Below are 18,310 nucleotides of genomic sequence, written 5' to 3'. Positions count from 1 at the left end.
CTTGCCGTGGGGTGCTTCGGACGGGTGCCGGGTCACACCCGGTCGACGATTCCGGTCCTCCCCTCCTGGCGGGCGCAGTGCCCGCCGCAGTACCAGTGGCCCTCCACCTCCACGCCCTGGCCGATGATCTGCACCCGGCAGTGCTCGCAGATCGGGGCCATGCGATGGATCGCACAGGAGAAGCAGTCGAAGACGTGCACCGCGCCCTGCGCGTGCACCTCGAAGGTCATTCCGTAGTCGTTGCCGCAGACTTCGCATGTCGCCATGGGCCACAGGGTGGGCCGTGGCCCCTCCCCGGGCGAGCGGGCGCCGGGTGAGTCGTGTGGCAATCACCCATTCGTACGATCACGCCCCGGGTGGGCGACAGGGTGGGCGACAGGGCGAGCGGCTACTCGTCGGCGGGCTCGACATCCCGGAGCAACTGGCCGAAGGCGGCCTCGTCCACGATCGGCGTGCCGTACTGCCGGGCCTTGACCGTCTTCGACGTGCCCGAGTCCGGGTCGTTGGTCACCAGCAGGCTGGTCAGCCGGGAGATGCTGGTGGCGACGTGCAGCCCGGCCTCGACGGCACGGTCCTCCAGCATCTCGCGTTCGGTCGACGTGTCACCGGAGAAGGCCACCCGCATGCCCTGTTTGAGACGTTTGCCGTCTTCGTAGCGACCTGGGTTGGGATAGGGGCAGGCGGGCCTTTTGCGGGACGGGCGCCAACTGCTCGGCCGGTAGGCGCCGTAGCCCCCGGACGACTGCCGGGGTACGGGCCGGTCCGACCACTCCGTCAACGGCCGGCACTCCAGCAGCGGCAGCCGCACACCGCCCGCCGCCGCGGCCCGCAGGCTGGGCCGGAACGCCTCCGCCAGCACGCGCGCGTCGTCCAGCGCGTGGTGCGCCCGCTGCTGTACGACCCCGAAGTGCGCCGCCAGCGACTCCAGCTTGTGGTTGGGCAGCGGCAGTCCCAGCTCCTTCGACAGCGCGATGGTGCACAGCCGCTGCCGCACCGGCGCCTCGCGGCGCACGCGCGCGTACTCCCGCGCGATCATCTGCCAGTCGAAGACGGCGTTGTGCGCGACGAGCACCCGGCCGTCCAGGCGGGCGGCGAACTCCTCGGCGACGTCCGCGAACAGCGGCGCGCCGTCGAGCACCTCGCTCGTCAGACCGTGTATCCACACGGGCCCCGGATCGCGCTCCGGGTTGACGAGCGTGTACCAGTGGTCCTCGACCTCGCCGCGCGCGTCCAGCCGGTAGACGGCCGCCGAGATGATCCGGTCGTCCCGGGCCAGGCCGGTGGTCTCCACGTCAACGACCGCGTATCCCTTCGGATACGCGGCCGGCCACTGGGTGGGGGAGGACACTGCGGTCGCACGGTCTTCGAGCATGGTCACTGAGGATACGGGCCACGACTGACAGCGCTGTCCCACAGGGGGCGGTCATGCGTCCCGGGCTCGCCTTCCTGCTCGGCGCTCGCACACACACGCGCGTGCGCGCGACGGCTCGGTCGCCACGGTCCGCGCGTGCCCGCAATGGCACGCCGGTGGAGCCGCCCCGCGGTCGGGAACCGCGGGCGTACGGCAGTTCGGGCGGCGGCTAGTTTCCGCATGGGGCCAGCAGCGACCGCACCAGCGCCCGTACGGCCGTCACGAACAGCCGTTCCGTGTCCACCGGGCGGGCCAGCGCCCGGGCCAGCGCGGGATCGTCCCCGGCGCCCCCGGTGTGCCACAGCTCCTCCTCGCCCGGGTGCTGTGCCGGTGCCCGCTCGCGGTTGCGCTCCACCAGCACATGCCCGACGACCTGGAACTGCACGGCCCGGACGAACTCGGCGGCGCGGGCGCCGCGCAGCCCCGCCGCGTGCGCCTCGCGCACCAGGACCTGCTGGGCCGGCAGGAACATCCGCTCGGTCAGGCCCCGCTCGTGCACCAGGGCCACCAGATGCGGATGGTCGCGCAGCTGGCGCCGCAGGGCGCGCGCCACGGACAGCACCCGCTGCTCGGGCGTGCGCCCGGCCGGGCGGATCTCGCCGAGGCCGGCCACGGTCCGCTCCACGAGCGCGTCGAGCAGCGCCTCGCGGCCCCCGACGTGCCAGTAGATCGACGTCACCGCGGTGCCCAGCTCGGCGGCGAGCTTGCGCATGGTCAGCGCGTCGGGGCCGTGCTGCCGCACCAGCCCCGCGGCGGCCTCCAGTACGGCCTCCCGGGTCAGCGCGCTCCTCACCCCGCTCGGCATGATCGCCCCAACTCCCTTCCGTGCACGCGTATTTACCCCGCACCCGGTCTGCTGTAACTGTGTTACAGGTGACGGTCCGTCAGGAGAAGGGTGGTACGGGTATGGCACGCGTACGGTACGGCGCGCGGACCGAGCGGGAGATCGCCGCCACGCGCACCGCGAGCGCACGGCTCCCCGACATCTGGTCCACCGGGGTGGTGGCCGTCTGGGAGACCGACCCGGACGCGGTCGCGGCGGTGCTGCCGCCCCCGCTGAAGCCCACCGCACGGCCTCTGGTGCGGGTGAACATCAGCAAGGTCGACCTGTCCGGGTATCCGCTCGGCGCGGGCTCCTTCGCGGTCGCCGCCGCCCACGGCGACGTCGACGGCTGGTACCCGCTCGTGATGCCGATGACCCGCGAGCGCGCCCTCACCGGCGGCCGCGAGGTCTTCGGGGAGCCCAAGAAGCTGGGCGAGGTCACCGTCGAGCGCGACGGTCTCGTCGTGCGGGCGTCGATGGCCCGGCACGGCATCGCCTTCGTGGAGGTCCGCGGGGCGGTCGTCGGCCCGCTGCCCCTGCCCGGCCCCGCGCGCAGGACCGACTTCTACTTCAAGTTCCTGCCCGCCGTGGACGGGCACGGCTTCGACGGCGACCCCGTGCTCGTGCACTGCGTACGCGACGAGAAGGTGCGCCGGCTGGAGCGGGTCACCGGAGACGTCGTCCTGCGCGAGTCGATGTACGACCCCGTCGCCGACCTTCCGGTCCGGCACCTCGTGGAGGTCACCATCGGCGAGAAGACCAGCGACCAGCGCGGCCGGGTGGTCGAACGGGTCGACCCGCAGACCCTGCTGCCGTATGTCCACCAGCGCTACGACGACCCGCTCCACGCCCTCGACGCGCCGCCCGAGGGGAGCCGCTGATGCGCCTCGAAGCCGGACAGGTCGCCGTCGTCACGGGCGCGGCGAGCGGGATCGGGCTCGCGATGGCCCGGCGGTTCGCGGCCGACGGCCTCAAGGTGGTCCTCGCCGACGTCGAGGAGGCCGCCCTGGACAAGGCCGCGGCCGGGTTGCGCGCCGAAGGCGCCGACGTCCACGCGTGCGTGGCCGACGTCGGCGACCGCGACCAGGTGCGGGCGCTGGCCGACGAGGCGTACGACACCTACGGCGCCGTGCACGTCCTGTGCAACAACGCGGGCGTCGGCTCCGGCGCCGAGGGCCGCATGTGGGAGCACGAGCCGAACGACTGGAAGTGGGCCTTCGCCGTCAATGTGTGGGGCGTTTTCCATGGCGTCCAGGCATTCGTGCCCAGGATGATCAAGTCGGGTCAACCCGGTCACGTGGTCAATACATCCTCCACCGACGGCGGTGTCGCACCGCTCCCGACCGCCTCCGTCTACGCGGTCACCAAGGCGGCCGTCGTCACCCTCACCGAGTCCCTTTACGCCCATCTGAAGGCCGAGCAGGCGCGCGTGGGCGCCTCGGTCCTCTTCCCGGGCCCGCACATGCTGCGCACCGGCCTGTGGGAGTCGCACCGCAACCGCCCCGCCCGCTACGCCAAGCAGCGCCCGCGCCGGACCCCGTACCGCAGCCTCGGCCAGTGGGAGGCGGCCATGCGCGCGGCCGGCCAGGAGGTCCGCTTCACCCCCGTCGAGGAGGTCGCCGATCTCGTCGTGACCGGTATCCGGGAGGACCGCTTCTGGCTGCTGCCGGCGAGCGAGCACAGCGACGAGCGGATCCGCGCCCGGGCCCGCTCGATGCTCGACCGGGCGAACCCCACGTACCTCGAAAGCTTCATCCTGGACTGAGAGGAGGCCGCGGTGACCGGCCAGGACGACCCGTACCTGATCATCTCCTCCGACTGCCACGCCGGACTGCCCACCGAGGAGTACCGGCCCTACCTGGAGGCCCGTTTCCACCGGGACTTCGACGAGTTCCTCGCCGGCCGCGACCGGCGCCGCGAGGAGATGACCCGGCTCGGCATCCGCAACGAGGCGTTCGCCGACAGATGGTTCGAGGACAACGAGGAGGGGCTGCGCGGCGGCTGGGATCCCGCACAGCGCCTGAAGGAGCTGGACGGGGACGGGGTGGCCGCCGAGGTCGTCTTCCCGGACGCCGACGCCGTCGACAGCCGCACCGCCGCCCCCTTCGGCGTGGGCCTCGGCCTCTCCGGCGACCAGGACCCGGAGCTGGGCATGGCGGGCGCGCGGGCGCACAACCGCTGGCTCGCCGACTTCGTCTCCGCCCGCCCCGAGCGGCACTGCGGAGTCGCCCTGCTGCCCGTCACGGCCCCTGTCGATCAGGTGGTCGCCGAGATCCACCGGGCGAAGGAGTCCGGGCTCGGTGCCCTGATGATCCCGTCCATGTGGGCCGACAAGGAGCCCTACCACGACCGCCGTTACGACCCCGTGTGGGCGGCGGCCGCCGAGCGCGGCATGCCGGTGCTCACCCACTCCGGCGCCGCTCCGCGCCACGAGTACGGCGACCACCTCGGCATCTACGTCTCCGAGGTCACCTGGTGGCCGGCCCGCCCACTGTGGTTCCTGCTCTGGTCCGGTGTGTTCGAACGCCACCCGGGGCTGCGCTTCGGCGTGGCCGAGTCGGGCTGCTGGTGGCTGCCGAACCTGCTGTGGTTCATGGACCGCCTCTACCTCGGCGCGCACGGCGGCAAGAAGCTCTCCCCGTTCGAGGAGCTGCGGCGCCCGCCGCACGAGTACCTGGACCGGCAGGTGTTCGTCTGCGCCACCAACACCAAGCGGCGCGAACTGGCCCAGCGGTACGAGATCGGCGTCGACAACATCCTGTGGGGCAGCGACTTCCCGCACCCGGAGGGCACCTGGCCCGACACGCGCGCGTGGCTGCGCCGCACCTTCCACGACATCCCCGTCGCCGAGACCCGCCGCATGCTCGGCCTCGCCGCGGCCGAGGTCTTCGGCTTCGACGTCGCGAAGCTGACGCCCCTGGCCCGACGCATCGGGCCCACCCCCGCCGACCTCGGCCAGCCGGCCGACCAGGCGGCCGTGGAGGCGTCCTGGGCGCGCTCCCGCGAGACCGGCCGGCACTGGCTGACCGGCGGGGACTTCCCGGTTCTGGGGGTGACCCGATGACCGACGACCGGTACACGGTGATCTCGGCCGACTGCCACGCCGGCGCCGACCTGCTCGACTACAAGCCGTACCTGGAAAAGCGCCACCACGACGACTTCGACGTCTGGGCGGCCACCTACGTCAACCCCTACGAGGACCTGCTCGCCGACTCCGCCGACCGGAACTGGAACTCGCAGCGGCGGCTCGCGGAACTGGAGGCGGACGGGATCGTCGCGGAGGTGATCTTCCCGAACACCATCCCGCCGTTCTTCCCGTCCGGCTCCCTCATGGCCCCGCCCCCGGGCGCCGAGGACTTCCGGCGCCGCTGGGCGGGCCTGCGCGCCCACAACCGCTGGCTCGCGGACTTCTGCGCCGCCGCGCCGGGCCGCCGGGCGGGCGTCTTCCAGATCCTGCTGGGCGACGTCGAGGAGGCCGTCAAGGAGATCCGCTGGGCCGCCTCGGCGGGTCTCAAGGGCGGCCTGATGCTGCCCGGCACCCCGCCCGGCTCCGGCCTGCCCGAGCTGTACTCGCGGTCGTACGACCCGATCTGGGCCGCCTGCGCGGAACTCGGACTCCCCGTCAACCACCACGCCGGCTCGGCATCCCCGCCGCTCGGCGAGGAACCGGCCGCACGCGCGGTCTTCATGGTGGAGACGACCTGGTTCTCCCACCGCGCCCTGTGGCACCTGGTCTTCGGCGGCGCCTTCCGCCGCCACCCGGACCTGCGACTGGTCCTGACCGAGCAGGGCTCCGGCTGGATCCCGGGGGTCCTGGACATGCTGGACTACTACCACGGCCGCCTGGTCGCCGCGGCCACCGAGGCGGACACGGCGGAGGCCAAGTTCGGTGCCGGCCTGGCCGCAGGCATGGGCGAGGCGCCCTCCCTGGTCTGGCGCGACCACTGCTACGTCGGCGCCAGCTTCATGCGCCCCCACGAGGTGCCGCTGCGCGACCGCATCGGCGTCGACAAGATCATGTGGGGCAGCGACTACCCGCACGACGAGGGCACCCACCCGTACACCCGCGAGGCCCTCCGGTTCGCCTACGCGGGCGTCCCGCGCGCGGAGGTCGCGGCCATGCTCGGCGGCAACGCGGCCCGCGTGTACGGCTTCGACCTCGGCCTCCTGGACCCCATCGCGGCGAAGGTCGGACCGGCGGTGGCGGAGGTCGCCGAGCCGCTGGACGAGCCGCCGGCCGACGCGACCAGCCCGGTGTTCGCGCGGGGGGCGTCGGTACGCGTGTGGTGACATCCGGCCGGGGCCGCGCGGGCGGTGCCGCAGGAGCGTCGGTGCGGCGGGCGTGACCGTCGGGGTGGGATCCTCCCTGCTGTGATGGAACCCACCCACGACGAGGCCCACGGCGGCGCGCTCGGCTCACGGCTGAACTGGCTCCGGGCGGCCGTGCTGGGCGCGAACGACGGCATCGTCTCCACCGGGGGACTGGTCGTGGGCGTGGCCGGCGCGACCGAGAGCCGGGCCGCCCTGCTCACCGCCGGACTGGCCGGCCTGCTCGCCGGTTCGATGTCGATGGCGGCCGGCGAGTACGTCTCCGTCTCCACCCAGCGCGATTCCGAGATGGCCGCGCTGGCCGTCGAGAAACGGGAACTGCGCGAGCAGCCCGAGGCCGAACTGCGGGAGTTGACCGACCTCTTGGCGGAGCGCGGCCTGACCCGCGAGGTGGCCCGGGAAGCCGCCGAACAGCTCACCGCGCGGGACGCGCTGAAGGCCCACGCGCGCGTGGAGCTGGGCATCGACCCCGACGAGCTGACCAACCCCTGGCACGCGGCCTGGGCGAGCTTCCTGTCCTTCACCGTGGGCGCGCTGCTGCCCCTGCTGGCCATCGTCCTGCCTCCCGCCGGCGCGCGGCTGGCGGTCACCGTCCTCTCGGTCCTGGCCGCCCTGACCCTCACCGGCTGGAGCAGCGCCCGCCTCGGCGCGGCGGACCCGAAACGCGCGGTCCTGCGCACCGTGGCGGGCGGGGCACTGGCGATGGGGGTCACGTACGTGGCGGGGAGCCTGCTGGGCGCGGCGGGGGTGTAGCACGCGCCGTGGCCCCTGCCGGTGCTGGTGAGCAACGGGCTGAGTCAACGCCGTCAACGGGCGCGTCATGTCGTCAATGGTCACGCCGCGTCGTCAACAGCCGCGTCGGGTCGTCAATGGTCGTGGGGAGTCGTCAACGGTTGCCAATGGTCGTGGGGCGCCGTCGACGGTGGCCCATGGCCGCGGGGGCGTCGTCAACGGTTGCATCACGTCGTCAAGCGTCGCGTCCCGTCGTCAGCACCGGGTCCGATCCGGCCTACTGGCACAGCCACTCGGCCGGGTCCGATCCCCATGCCCCCGCCGGCCGTGCCCAGCCGGTGGGGCCGCCGGCGAAGGAGACGGCCGGGCGGGGGTGCCGTAGCCGGCCGAGGGGGCTGCCCGTCTCGGTCAACCAGGCGTCCGGGCCCGGATCCGGCGTGCCCTCGGCCGTCGCCGGGCGGATGCCGTCCGTCAGCCAGCGGGCGGTGCGGGCCAGCGCCAGCCGGACCAGCCGGCTCCCGCCGTCGTACGACTGCTCGGTCAGCGCCCGCAACACGGCCGCCGCCAGCAGATAGCCGGTGCCGTGGTCCAGGGCCTGCGCGGGCAGCGCGCCGGGCTGTTCGGCCGCGCCCTCGGTGACCGCGATGCCGGTCGCGACCTGCACCAGGCTGTCGAAGCCGCGCCGTCCGCTCCACGGCCCGTACGCGCCCCACGCCGACACCTGCGCCACGACCAGGCCGGGGTGCCGCTCGGCCAGTGCCCGCGGGGAGAGCCCGAACCGGTCGAGGGCGCCCGGCCGGTATCCGGTCACCACCACGTCGGCCGTGCGCAGCAGTTCCTCGAAAGTGTCCCGGCCGGCCGTCAGGTCGAGCGTGGCGGACCGCTTGCCGATGCCCGTGTCGGCGTGCTGGTCGGGCAGTTCCGGCAGCCAGGGTGCGTCCAGGCGCAGGACGTCCGCGCCCAGCAGGGCCAGGGTGCGGGTGGCGACCGGGCCCGCCAGTACCCGGGTCAGGTCCAGGACGCGCAGCCCGGCGGCGGGCAGCAGCGGAGCGGCGGCCGGGTCGGTGGGAGGCAGCACGCGCACGGGTGCCGTGTCGAGCCGTGCGCGCTCGACCAGCGGCCGTGCGGCCACCTCGGCGGCCTGCGGGTGCTCGTGCCACTCCTCGGGGGTGCGCAGGGCCACGGCGAGGCCGCCGGCGCCGTACACGGCCTCCTCGGTCTCCAGGGCGGAGCGCTCGACGAGCCGGCCGGCGGCCTCCTCCACCGAGGCGTCCGCCGGCAGGCCCAGCGCGGCGAGCAACCGGGTGCGGTGGTGGGGGTAGTTGGCGTGGGTGCGCACCCAGCCGTCCGCCGTGCGCCAGAACCGGGACAGCGGCGCGAAGGCGACCGGCGTCCGGCCGTCGACCCGCAGCAGCCGCTCGCTGTGGAAGGCGGCGGCCACCGCTCCGTCGTCCACGGTGACCGCCGGTACCTCGGCGAGGCCGGCCCGCCGCGCCCCCAGCTCGGCGGCGGCCAGCGCGCACGCTCCCACGCACGCGTGCGCCAGCTCCCGTACGGGCAGCCGCGCGGCGAGCACGTCCCGGCGGACGACGGCCGAGACACGCGGCACCAGAGCGGGCTGCCCGCCCAGGGCGTCCCAGGCATCCTTGATTGCAGTCATTACTTCACTATGCAGTATTGATTCAATCAACACTGCATAGTGATGACTGCACACGACGGGCAGGGTGCACGGGGTGGGCAGGGTGGACTGGTCGTACGGATCAGCGGTCGCTACTTGACCGCACGCAGCGCGTTGACGACACCGAAGCCGTAGAAGCCGTTGACCCGCTTGCCCCCGGCGCAGGTTGCGTCCACGACCCCGTCACCATTGCCGTCGTACGGCTCACTCGGGCAGCCCGGGTTGTCCGCCTCCGCCTTCAGCAGCGCCTGGAGCTGCGCCGGAGTGGCGTGCGGATGGGTCGACTTGAGCAGCGCGGCCACCGCGGCCACGTGCGGGGAGGCCATCGAGGTGCCCTGGAGGAAGCCGTACTGGTTGTTCGGCAGCGTGGACAGGATGCGGCCGTTCTTCGACGGCGTGTCCGGGATCTGGTACTTGTCGCCGCCCGGCCCCGCCACGTCGACGACGCCCTGGCCGTAGCTGGAGTAGTACGACTTGGTGCCCTTCACGCCCACCGCGCTCACGGTCACCACGCCGGGCAGCTGGGTCGGCACGTCGAAGCACTCGTGCGGGTCGACCGTGCGGGTCTGGGCGGTCGAGTCGTCGGGGCTGGAGTCGTCCACGAGGGCGTCGGAGTCCAGGTCGTCGTTGGAGTTGCCCGCCGAGGCGACGTTGAGGGTGCCCTTGTGCTGGGCGTACAGCTGAGCCCTGTTGACCGCGTCAACGATGGCGCGTTGGTCGGGGTCGTCCATGCAGTTGTACAGCCACGGATCAACGTAGTAGCTGTTGTTGGTGATCTCGATGCCGTGGTCCGCGGCGAACACGAACGCGCAGACCACGCTCTCCGGGTAGAACAGCGACTTCTCGTCCGGCTGCGCCACCGTGATGCTCGCGACCTTCACCCCCGGCGCCACACCGGCCACGCCTGTGCCGTTGCGGGCCGCGGCTATCTCACCGGCCACGTGGGTGCCGTGGTAGTGGTCGGCGTCCACCGGCCGCCAGGCGCCGTACGTGGTGTCCGCCTTGCCGCTCACGCAGCTCGCCGACTGGGCCGGGGAGAAGTTGGGGGCGATGTCCGGGTGGGTGTCGTCGACGCCCGTGTCGATGACACCGACGGTCACGCCGGCGCTGCCCGGGTTGATCTTCGCGGCCTGGTCGGCGCCGATCGCCCGCAGGTCCCACTGGTCGGCCTCGAGGGGTTCCTCGCCCGCCGCCGCGCCCTGGGCGATCCTGGCGGCCTCCGCCTTCGACAGCACCTGCGCCGCGCCCTCGTCGGTCGTGCCCGCCGCCGTCAGCGGAGCCGTGCGCGTGGCACCCGCCGACTGCACGCCGCGCACGGCACGCATCCGCGCGCCGAAGTCGGGGTTGGCGGAGTGGACGACGATCACGCCGATCCGGTCGTAAGTCGCCACGACGGTCCCGCCGTTGCGCGTGATCTCTCGCTGCACCGACTCGATCGTCCGGTGGTCGGTCCGGGTGTTGACCACGTACGCGAGGTTGGGGCCGTCCGCCGCCCGTGCCGCCGTGGCCGCCGTGGCCGTCGGGGTCGCCGCCGAGGCCGCCGACGGAAGGAAGCCGAGGGAGGCGGTCAGCGACAGCACGACCGGTACGGCGAGCGCAAGCCGGCGTCTGGAGCGCAGATGAGCCATGGGATCTCCACATCATCCGAATACGAAAACCGCCCGAGACGCAGGTGCTGTTCGGGCAGGTACATGACGGGTGGTGCAGGGCGAAGCTATCTCCCGAGGCTGATCTCCGAAAGAGCCAGGCGGACTTGAACCACTCCGCGCGTGGCGCCGTGACCGTGAACGGAGGGCCCATCCGGATCGTGGCCCTCGCGGGAATCACGCCAAGGAGTCGTTCGATGACTCCTTGTAATGTGGCCCCCGTACCTGTGAGATCAGAAAAGCGCATGTCCGTGACGCGAGGAGACTCCGTGGCAACCGAGACACCGCCGCCCGCGAAACCCCAAGCCCACCTTCCCTCCACCGAGGAGTTCACCGAGGTGCAGCAGAGCGCGGAGTTCGGTGAACTGCGCCGCGCCTACCGCTCCTTCGCCTTTCCGCTCACCTTCGCCTTCGCCGCCTGGTACCTGCTCTACGTCCTGCTCTCCAACTACGCGGGCGACTTCATGGGCACCAAGGTGGCCGGCAACATCAACGTGGCCCTCGTCCTGGGCCTTGCCCAGTTCCTCACCACGTTCCTCATCGCCTGGTGGTACGCGCGGCACGCCGCCGCCAAGCTCGACCCGAAGGCCGAGGCCATCAAGTCCCGGATGGAGGGCCGAGCATGAGCCCCGCACACACCCTGCTGGCCGCCGGTGAGGCGAGCGAGCACCGGACGCTGATCATCACGCTGTTCGCGGTGTTCGTCGCCGCGACCCTCGTCATCACCGTCTGGGCGGGCCGGCAGACCAAGGACGCCGCCGACTTCTACGCCGGCGGACGCCAGTTCACCGGCTTCCAGAACGGCCTCGCCGTCTCCGGTGACTACATGTCCGCCGCGTCCTTCCTCGGCATCGCCGGCGCCATCGCCCTCTTCGGCTACGACGGCTTCCTGTACTCCATCGGCTTCCTCGTCGCCTGGCTCGTCGCCCTGCTCCTGGTCGCCGAGCCGCTGCGCAACTCCGGCCGCTACACGATGGGCGACGTGCTGGCCTACCGGATGCGCCAGCGTCCCGTCCGCACAGCCGCCGGCACCTCCACGATCGTCGTGTCGATCTTCTACCTGCTGGCCCAGATGGCCGGCGCAGGCGTCCTCGTCTCCCTGCTCCTCGGCATCACCAGCGACGGCGGCAAGATCGGCATCGTCGCCCTGGTCGGCGTTCTGATGATCGTGTACGTCACCATCGGCGGCATGAAGGGCACCACCTGGGTCCAGATGGTCAAGGCGGTCCTGCTGATCGTGGGCGCCCTGCTGCTGACCTTCCTGGTCCTGCTGAAGTTCGACTTCAACATCTCCGACCTGCTCGGCAGGGCCGCCGACAACAGCGGCAAAGGCAGCGCGTTCCTGGAGCCCGGCCTGAAGTACGGCGCCACCGGCACCACCAAGCTGGACTTCATCTCGCTCGGCATCGCCCTGGTCCTCGGCACCGCCGGCCTGCCGCACATCCTGATCCGCTTCTACACGGTGCCCACCGCGAAGGCCGCACGGAAGTCCGTGATCTGGGCGATCGGCCTCATCGGCGCCTTCTACCTGATGACCCTCGCCCTCGGCTTCGGCGCCGCCGCGCTGATCAAACCGGACGAGATCATCGCCTCCAACAAGGCGGGCAACACCGCGGCCCCGCTGCTCGCACTGCATCTGGGCGGTGTCGACTCCAACTGGGGAGCCATCCTGCTCGCCACCATCTCGGCGGTCGCCTTCGCCACGATCCTCGCGGTCGTCGCCGGCCTCACCCTGGCCTCGTCCTCCTCGTTCGCGCACGACATCTACGCGAACGTCATCAAGCGGGGCCAGGCCACGGAGCGGCAGGAGCTGGGCGCGGCCCGCTGGGCGACCGTCGGCATCGGCGCGGTCTCGATCGTCCTCGGCGCCCTCGCCCGCGACCTGAACGTGGCCGGCCTGGTGGCCCTCGCCTTCGCGGTCGCCGCCTCCGCCAACCTGCCGACGATCCTCTACAGCCTGTTCTGGAAGCGGTTCACCACCTCGGGCGCCCTGTGGTCGATCTACGGCGGCCTGGTCACCGCGGTCGGCCTGGTGCTCTTCTCCCCGGTGGTCTCCGGCAAGCCGACCTCCATGTTCCCCCACGCCGACTTCCACTGGTTCCCGCTGGAGAACCCCGGGATCATCTCCATCCCGGTCGGGTTCCTCCTCGGCGTCGTGGGCACTCTGCTGTCCAAGGAGACCCCGGACGCGGGCAAGTACGCGGAACTGGAGGTGCGGTCCCTGACCGGCACCGGAGCGCACTGAGGTTCGTACGACGGCCGCGTCGTCCAGGACTGTACGGTCCTACGACGCGGCCGTGTCGTACCTCGTGGGATCGGGCCGCTGTCGATGTCAGTGCGGTCGCGTAGGCTCGCAGGTGACGGTCGACGCACATCTGACCGAAACGAGTGACCGGGAGAGGGAGGGGGCCCACGTGCTCATCGACACCTACGGCCGAGTGGCCACCGACCTGAGGGTCTCGCTCACGGACCGGTGCAATCTGCGCTGCACCTACTGCATGCCCGAGGAGGGCTTGCAGTGGCTGGCCAAGCCCGACCTGCTCACGGACGACGAGATCGTCCGCCTGATCGACATCGCGGTCCGGACGCTCGGCATCGCGGAGGTCCGCTTCACCGGCGGCGAGCCGCTGCTGCGCCCCGGACTGGTCGGCATCGTCGAGCGCGTCGCGGCCCTCACCCCGCGTCCGCAGATGTCCCTCACCACCAACGGCATCGGTCTCAAGCGCACCGCGACCGCCCTGAAGGCGGCCGGCCTGGACCGGGTCAACGTCTCCCTGGACACCCTCCGCCCGGACGTCTTCAAGACCCTCACCCGCCGCGACCGCCACCACGACGTACTCGAAGGACTCCAGGCCGCCCGCGAGGCCGGCCTCACCCCGGTCAAGGTCAACTCGGTCCTGATGCCGGGCCTGAACGACGACGAGGCCCCCGACCTGCTGGCCTGGGCGGTGGAGCACGACTACGAGCTGCGCTTCATCGAGCAGATGCCCCTCGACGCCCAGCACGGCTGGAAGCGTGAGGGCATGGTGACCGCCGGGGACATCCTCGCCTCCCTGCGCACCCGCTTCGACCTCACCGCCGAGGGCGCGGACGAGCGCGGTTCGGCACCGGCCGAGCGCTGGCTGGTGGACGGCGGCCCGCAGCGGGTCGGCGTGATCGCCTCGGTGACCCGCCCGTTCTGCGCGGCCTGCGACCGCACCCGACTCACCGCCGACGGCCAGATACGGACCTGCCTGTTCGCCACCGAGGAGACCGACCTGCGGGCGGCCCTGCGCTCGGGCGCTCCGGACGAGGAGATCGCCCGGATCTGGCGGCTGGCGATGTGGGGCAAGAAGGCGGGGGCGGGCCTGGACGACCCGTCGTTCGTACAGCCGGACCGGCCCATGTCGGCGATCGGCGGCTAGCCCTTCTCGGCCGCCCGCCACTCCTCGAACGGCACCACGTCCTTCAGGAACCCCCGCACCCCGAGGAACTGCGACAGATGCTCGCGGTGCTCCTCGCAGGCGAGCCATGTCTTGCGCCGCTCCGGCGTGTGGACCTTCGGGTTGTTCCACGCCAGCACCCACACGGCGGCGGCACGGCAGCCCTTGGCGGAGCAGATCGGGGTGTCGTCACTCACGGCTTCGTCTCGGTTCGTCTCGCGAAGGGGGTGTCATGGGGCGTGAACAAGGCGACGCCGGGCAGCCACGGGGGGAGCTGCCCGGCGTCGGTCCGTCGCTCCGACGGGGGATGCGGAGCGCGTACGCAGTATGTCACGGGTACCCCACCGCCCGGCACTGGAACAGCAGGATTGATCTGAGCTTTTCTTGAGCTTGACGCGTGGCCGCGTTCCGCTTCGGCCGCGTCCGCCCTGATCAGGCGGGGTCGGGGTGTTCGGCGCGGACCCCGTCCGCCGAATTGGCCGAGACGTCGTCCGCTACGGACCCCGAGCCGGACCCGGACGCGGACCCCGAGCCGGGCGCGGCTTCCGCCGGGTCATCGGCCCGCGGCGGCGCGATCATCGGCCGCGTCGGCGCAGTGACGAACGTCGACGGAAGGGAGGGCGGCCTCTCCCGGCCGGCGTTGGCGACCACCACGGCGATATAGGGGAGCACCGCGCCGAGCACCAACGCCACGATCGCGACGTACCGCTCGACGTTCCACAGCGAGGCCGCGAGGATCACCGACACGGTACGGACCGACATGGAGATGACGTACCGTCGCTGCCGGCCCCGGACGTCCTCGGCGAGCCCCGTCCGGGCACCGGTGATCCGGAAAACCTGGACGTTGCCGCCGTGCTGTTTCCGCATCACATTCCACCATCCGCCCGCATCGGACTTTCCCCGGCCCGCACCCTCGTCCACCTCCGGCGGGGAACCGGGACGGGACACCCCCCACGGTACGCCGCGCCCGCGCCGCCTTCGAGACCGGGTCGCCCTCTGCCTGCGGTGACGCCTGCGGCCGTGCCACGCACGGCGGTACCCGGCATGCGCCGTACGGCGGACGGAACCACACTGGCCGTAATGCTCACGTCGATCCGTACGAGGAGGCAGCCATGGGCTGGTTGTGGGCGATCATCGTGGGATTCGTGCTGGGGCTCATCGCCAAGGCGATCATCCCGGGCAAGCAGCACAGCCCGCTGTGGCTGACCACCATCTGCGGCATACTGGGCGCCATCGTGGGCAACGCGATCGCCCGTGCGGTCGGCGTGGAGGCGACCCCGGGCATCGACTGGAGCCGCCATCTCTTCCAGCTCGTGGCCGCGATCATCATCGTCGCTGCCGTCGACGCCCTGTACATGGCGACGGTGGGCAAGAAGAAGTACGGGCGGGCCTGAGCTGTCCAGGACCCTGAGGGAAGCACGCCCCGAAGGGGCGCAGGGCGCGGGGAACTGCGCGGGCAACCGGGAACACCCCGCAGCCCGCGCATTCCCCGCACCCCTACGGCGCTATGCGGCCACAATCTCCACGGCGGCCAGATTCTTCTTCCCCCGCCGCAGCACGAGCCACCGCCCGTGCAGCAAGTCCTCGGCACCGGGGACGGCGTCCTCCGCGGCGACCTTCACGTTGTTCACGTAGGCCCCGCCCTCCTTCACGGTCCGCCGGGCAGCCGACTTGCTCGCCACCAGACCGACCTCGGCGAACAGGTCGACCACCGGGCCCAGCTCGGCGACCTGGATGTGCGGCACCTCGGACAGCGCCGCGGCCAGCGTCTTTTCGTCCAGCTCGGCCAGCTCGCCCTGACCGAACAGCGCCTTGGACGCGGCGGTCACCGCGGCCGTCTGCTCGGCGCCGTGCACCAGCGTCGTCAGCTCCTCGGCGAGCGCCCGCTGCGCCGCCCGGGCCTGCGGACGCTCCTCCGTCTGCCGCTCCAGCTCCTCGATCTCCTCACGGGACCGGAAACTGAAGATGCGCAGGAACTTGGAGACGTCCCGGTCGTCCGCGTTGACCCAGAACTGGTAGAACGCGTACGGCGTGGTCATCTCGGGGTCGAGCCACACCGTGCCGGACTCGGTCTTGCCGAACTTGGTGCCGTCCGCCTTGGTGATCAGCGGGGTGCCCAGCGCGTGGACCACGGCGTCCGGCTCGGCCCGGTGGATCAGGTCCGTGCCGGAGGTGAGGTTGCCCCACTGGTCGCTGCCGCCGGTCTGGAGCGTGCAGCCGTGGCGCCGGTACAGCTCCAGGAAGTCCATGCCCTGGAGGATCTGGTAGCTGAACTCGGTGTAGCTGATGCCCGCGTCGGAGTTCAGCCGCCGGGCGACGGCCTCCTTGGCGATCATCTTGTTGACCCGGAAGTACTTGCCGATGTCCCGCAGGAACTCGATGGCCGACAGGCCCTGGGTCCAGTCCAGGTTGTTCACCATCACCGCGGCGTTCGGCCCGTCGAAGTGGAGCAGCGGCTCGATCTGGGCGCGCAGCCGCTCCACCCAGCCGGCCACCACCTCCGGCGCGTTCAGCGTGCGCTCGGCCGTGGGCTTCGGGTCGCCGATGAGCCCCGTGGCACCGCCGACCAGCGCCAGCGGACGGTTCCCCGCCTCCTGGATGCGGCGCATCGTGAGGATCTGCACGAGGTTGCCGAGGTGCAGGCTGGGCGCGGTCGGGTCGAAGCCGCAATAGAACGTGACGGGGCCGTCCGCGAACGCCTTGCGCAGTGCGTCCTCGTCCGTGGAGAGGGCGATGAGCCCACGCCACTTCAGCTCGTCGACGATGTCCGTCACGGTTCTCGTGTCTCCTTGATGGTCTTCGGGCGGTCGGGTGACAGCCGACTACGAGGTTATACGCCCTGACTGACAGAGCTCATGTTGAAATCGGGGATCCGCAGCGCGGGCATCGCGGCCCGGGTGAACCAGTCGCCCCACTCGCGCGGCAGCGTCTTCTCCGTCCGCCCGGCCTCCGTGACCCGGCTCAGCAGATCCACCGGCGACTCGTTGAACCGGAAGTTGTTCACCTGCCCGGTCACCTCGCCGTTCTCCACGAGGTAGACGCCGTCCCGGGTCAGGCCCGTCAGCAGCAGCGTCGCCGGGTCGACCTCGCGGATGTACCACAGGCAGGTCAGCAGCAGTCCGCGCTCGGTGTCCGCGACCATCTCGTCCAGGGAGCGGTCCCGCCCGCCGTCCAGGATCAGATTGCCGAGCGCCGGGGCGACCGGCAGCCCGGTCAGGGCGGCGCTGTGCCGGGTCGTCGTCAGATGCCGCAGCACGCCCTCGCCGATCCACTCGGTGGCGTGCACGGGCAGGCCGTTGTCGAACACCGACTGGTCGCTGCCGGAGGAGTGGGCGACCACGAACGGCGGGCACTCCAGTCCGGGCTCGTCCGGGTCGCTGCGCAGGGTGAGCGGCAGCCGGCAGAGCTTCTCGCCGATCCGGGTGCCGCCCGGCTTGGAGAACACCGTCCGGCCCTCGCTGGCGTCACGGCCCGACGCCGACCACAGCTGGTAGATCAGCAGGTCCGCCACGGCGCTGGGCGGCAGCAGCGTCTCGTAGCGGCCCGCGGGCAGTTCCACGCGCCGCTCCGCCCAGCCCAGCCGTACGGCCAGCTCGGCGTCGAGCGCGCCCGGGTCGACGTCCTTGAAGTCCGGGGTCGACCGGCCGGCCCACGCCGAGCGGGTGTGGTCCGGCGACTTGGCGTTCAGCTCCAGCGTGCCGGTGGGCTGGTCGTGCCGCAGACGCAGCCCGGTGGACGTCCCCACGTACGTCGACACCAGCTCGTGGTTGGCGAAGCCGTACAGCTCCCGGCCGCCCGCCCGCGCGCGTGCGAAGGCCTCGCCGAGCGCCGGGGCGAAGTCGGCGAACACCGCGGAGGAGGTCTCGGCCGGCGCGTCCGTGAAGTCCGGGGACTCAGGGACCCCGCTCACCAGCGGCTGAGCGTCCTCGGCCGGCGCGGCCCCGCGCGCGGCGGCCTCGGCGGCCCGGACCAGAGGCTCCAGCTCGCCGGCCGTGACAGCCGACCGCGACACGACACCGGAGGCCGTGCCCTCCCGGCCGTCCACGGTCGCGATCACCGTGAGGGTGCGGCCCCTCGTGACACCGTTCGTGGTCAGCGCGTTGCCCGCCCAGCGCAGGTTCGCGGTGGAGTGCTCGTCGGCGATGACGACACAGCCGTCGGCCCGGGACAGCGCCAGTGCCTGCTCGACGACCTCGTGCGGCTTGTGGGTGCGGACGCTCATCGACCGGCCTCCTGAGCTGTATGTAGACGGTGCTTTCCCGGGGGGTA

18 protein-coding genes are annotated in these 18,310 nt (G+C 72.0%); 9 read left to right on the top strand and 9 right to left on the bottom strand.

The window, feature by feature from the left end:
• Nucleotides 1-32 precede the first annotated feature (32 nt).
• The 3 genes from ACZ7DL_RS15440 to ACZ7DL_RS15430 all read right to left on the bottom strand — a co-directional run bounded on the left by ACZ7DL_RS15440 (nt 33) and on the right by ACZ7DL_RS15430 (nt 2,216).
• Nucleotides 33-266: a hypothetical protein gene (locus ACZ7DL_RS15440; protein ID WP_470774659.1), complete on the bottom strand. Its 234-nt coding sequence runs from the start codon at nt 264-266 to the stop codon at nt 33-35.
• A 122-nt stretch (nt 267-388) separates the two neighbouring features.
• Complete coding sequence (locus ACZ7DL_RS15435; RefSeq protein ID WP_470774657.1) at nt 389-1,372, bottom strand: DEDDh family exonuclease; 984 nt, start codon at nt 1,370-1,372, stop codon at nt 389-391.
• Nucleotides 1,373-1,580: 208 nt separating this feature from the next.
• Complete coding sequence (locus ACZ7DL_RS15430; protein WP_470774656.1) at nt 1,581-2,216, bottom strand: TetR/AcrR family transcriptional regulator; 636 nt, start codon at nt 2,214-2,216, stop codon at nt 1,581-1,583.
• A 101-nt stretch (nt 2,217-2,317) separates the two neighbouring features.
• On the opposite strand from ACZ7DL_RS15430, the gene ACZ7DL_RS15425 reads away from it, so the two are divergent.
• From ACZ7DL_RS15425 to ACZ7DL_RS15405, 5 genes are all read left to right on the top strand, one after another.
• Nucleotides 2,318-3,115, top strand: a complete 798-nt coding sequence (locus ACZ7DL_RS15425) for an acetoacetate decarboxylase family protein (RefSeq protein ID WP_470774654.1) — start codon at nt 2,318-2,320, stop codon at nt 3,113-3,115.
• On the top strand, nt 3,115-3,999 hold the full coding sequence (locus ACZ7DL_RS15420) for an SDR family NAD(P)-dependent oxidoreductase (RefSeq protein WP_470774652.1): 885 nt from the start codon (nt 3,115-3,117) through the stop codon (nt 3,997-3,999). Before ACZ7DL_RS15425 ends, ACZ7DL_RS15420 begins: the two co-directional genes overlap by 1 nt.
• A 12-nt stretch (nt 4,000-4,011) precedes the next feature.
• Nucleotides 4,012-5,298, top strand: a complete 1,287-nt coding sequence (locus ACZ7DL_RS15415; protein ID WP_470774651.1) for an amidohydrolase family protein — start codon at nt 4,012-4,014, stop codon at nt 5,296-5,298.
• The gene (locus tag ACZ7DL_RS15410; protein WP_470774648.1) at nt 5,295-6,524 is read left to right on the top strand and encodes an amidohydrolase family protein; all 1,230 of its coding nucleotides are present in this window, start codon (nt 5,295-5,297) and stop codon (nt 6,522-6,524) included. Before ACZ7DL_RS15415 ends, ACZ7DL_RS15410 begins: the two co-directional genes overlap by 4 nt.
• An 84-nt stretch (nt 6,525-6,608) precedes the next feature.
• On the top strand, nt 6,609-7,316 hold the full coding sequence (locus tag ACZ7DL_RS15405; protein WP_470774646.1) for a VIT1/CCC1 transporter family protein: 708 nt from the start codon (nt 6,609-6,611) through the stop codon (nt 7,314-7,316).
• 256 nt (nt 7,317-7,572) lie between these two features.
• Here the strand turns inward: ACZ7DL_RS15405 and ACZ7DL_RS15400 are convergent, their stop codons facing one another.
• Together ACZ7DL_RS15400 and ACZ7DL_RS15395 are read right to left on the bottom strand one after the other, a co-directional pair.
• The gene (locus ACZ7DL_RS15400) at nt 7,573-8,955 is read right to left on the bottom strand and encodes a CoA transferase (protein WP_470774644.1); all 1,383 of its coding nucleotides are present in this window, start codon (nt 8,953-8,955) and stop codon (nt 7,573-7,575) included.
• Between the two features lie 110 nt (nt 8,956-9,065).
• Nucleotides 9,066-10,601, bottom strand: a complete 1,536-nt coding sequence (locus tag ACZ7DL_RS15395; protein ID WP_470774640.1) for a S8 family peptidase — start codon at nt 10,599-10,601, stop codon at nt 9,066-9,068.
• A 287-nt stretch (nt 10,602-10,888) separates the two neighbouring features.
• Between ACZ7DL_RS15395 and ACZ7DL_RS15390 the strand changes: the two genes are divergently transcribed.
• The 3 genes from ACZ7DL_RS15390 (at nt 10,889) to moaA (ending at nt 14,023) form a co-directional block, all read left to right on the top strand.
• On the top strand, nt 10,889-11,245 hold the full coding sequence (locus ACZ7DL_RS15390; RefSeq protein WP_470774638.1) for a DUF485 domain-containing protein: 357 nt from the start codon (nt 10,889-10,891) through the stop codon (nt 11,243-11,245).
• The gene (locus ACZ7DL_RS15385; protein WP_470774636.1) at nt 11,242-12,864 is read left to right on the top strand and encodes a solute symporter family protein; all 1,623 of its coding nucleotides are present in this window, start codon (nt 11,242-11,244) and stop codon (nt 12,862-12,864) included. The genes ACZ7DL_RS15390 and ACZ7DL_RS15385 overlap by 4 nt, the downstream gene beginning before the upstream one ends.
• Before the next feature lie 169 nt (nt 12,865-13,033).
• Nucleotides 13,034-14,023, top strand: a complete 990-nt coding sequence (gene moaA, locus ACZ7DL_RS15380) for a GTP 3',8-cyclase MoaA (RefSeq protein WP_470774635.1) — start codon at nt 13,034-13,036, stop codon at nt 14,021-14,023.
• Here moaA and ACZ7DL_RS15375 read toward each other — a convergent pair.
• Both ACZ7DL_RS15375 and ACZ7DL_RS15370 read right to left on the bottom strand, forming a co-directional pair.
• Nucleotides 14,020-14,238 carry a hypothetical protein gene (locus ACZ7DL_RS15375; protein ID WP_470774631.1) on the bottom strand — a complete coding sequence of 73 codons (219 nt, stop codon included), beginning with the start codon at nt 14,236-14,238 and terminating at the stop codon, nt 14,020-14,022. The genes moaA and ACZ7DL_RS15375 overlap by 4 nt on opposite strands.
• Before the next feature lie 235 nt (nt 14,239-14,473).
• Nucleotides 14,474-14,908 carry a DUF3099 domain-containing protein gene (locus ACZ7DL_RS15370; protein ID WP_470774629.1) on the bottom strand — a complete coding sequence of 145 codons (435 nt, stop codon included), beginning with the start codon at nt 14,906-14,908 and terminating at the stop codon, nt 14,474-14,476.
• Nucleotides 14,909-15,153: 245 nt separating this feature from the next.
• On the opposite strand from ACZ7DL_RS15370, the gene ACZ7DL_RS15365 reads away from it, so the two are divergent.
• Nucleotides 15,154-15,435 (top strand): GlsB/YeaQ/YmgE family stress response membrane protein, encoded by a 282-nt coding sequence (locus tag ACZ7DL_RS15365; RefSeq protein WP_470774627.1) that lies wholly within the window; start codon nt 15,154-15,156, stop codon nt 15,433-15,435.
• 111 nt (nt 15,436-15,546) lie between these two features.
• Here the strand turns inward: ACZ7DL_RS15365 and tyrS are convergent, their stop codons facing one another.
• Together tyrS and ACZ7DL_RS15355 are read right to left on the bottom strand one after the other, a co-directional pair.
• A complete protein-coding gene (gene tyrS, locus ACZ7DL_RS15360; RefSeq protein ID WP_470774626.1) occupies nt 15,547-16,815 on the bottom strand; it encodes a tyrosine--tRNA ligase in 1,269 nt (422 codons plus the stop codon).
• 56 nt (nt 16,816-16,871) lie between these two features.
• Nucleotides 16,872-18,263, bottom strand: a complete 1,392-nt coding sequence (locus ACZ7DL_RS15355; RefSeq protein WP_470774624.1) for a metallopeptidase TldD-related protein — start codon at nt 18,261-18,263, stop codon at nt 16,872-16,874.
• Nucleotides 18,264-18,310 lie beyond the last annotated feature (47 nt).

It is taken from the genome of Streptomyces sp. NPDC036984 (assembly GCF_055607665.1).
Note: the sequence above shows the minus strand (reverse complement) of the source record. Positions and strands in the feature narration are given on the sequence as shown.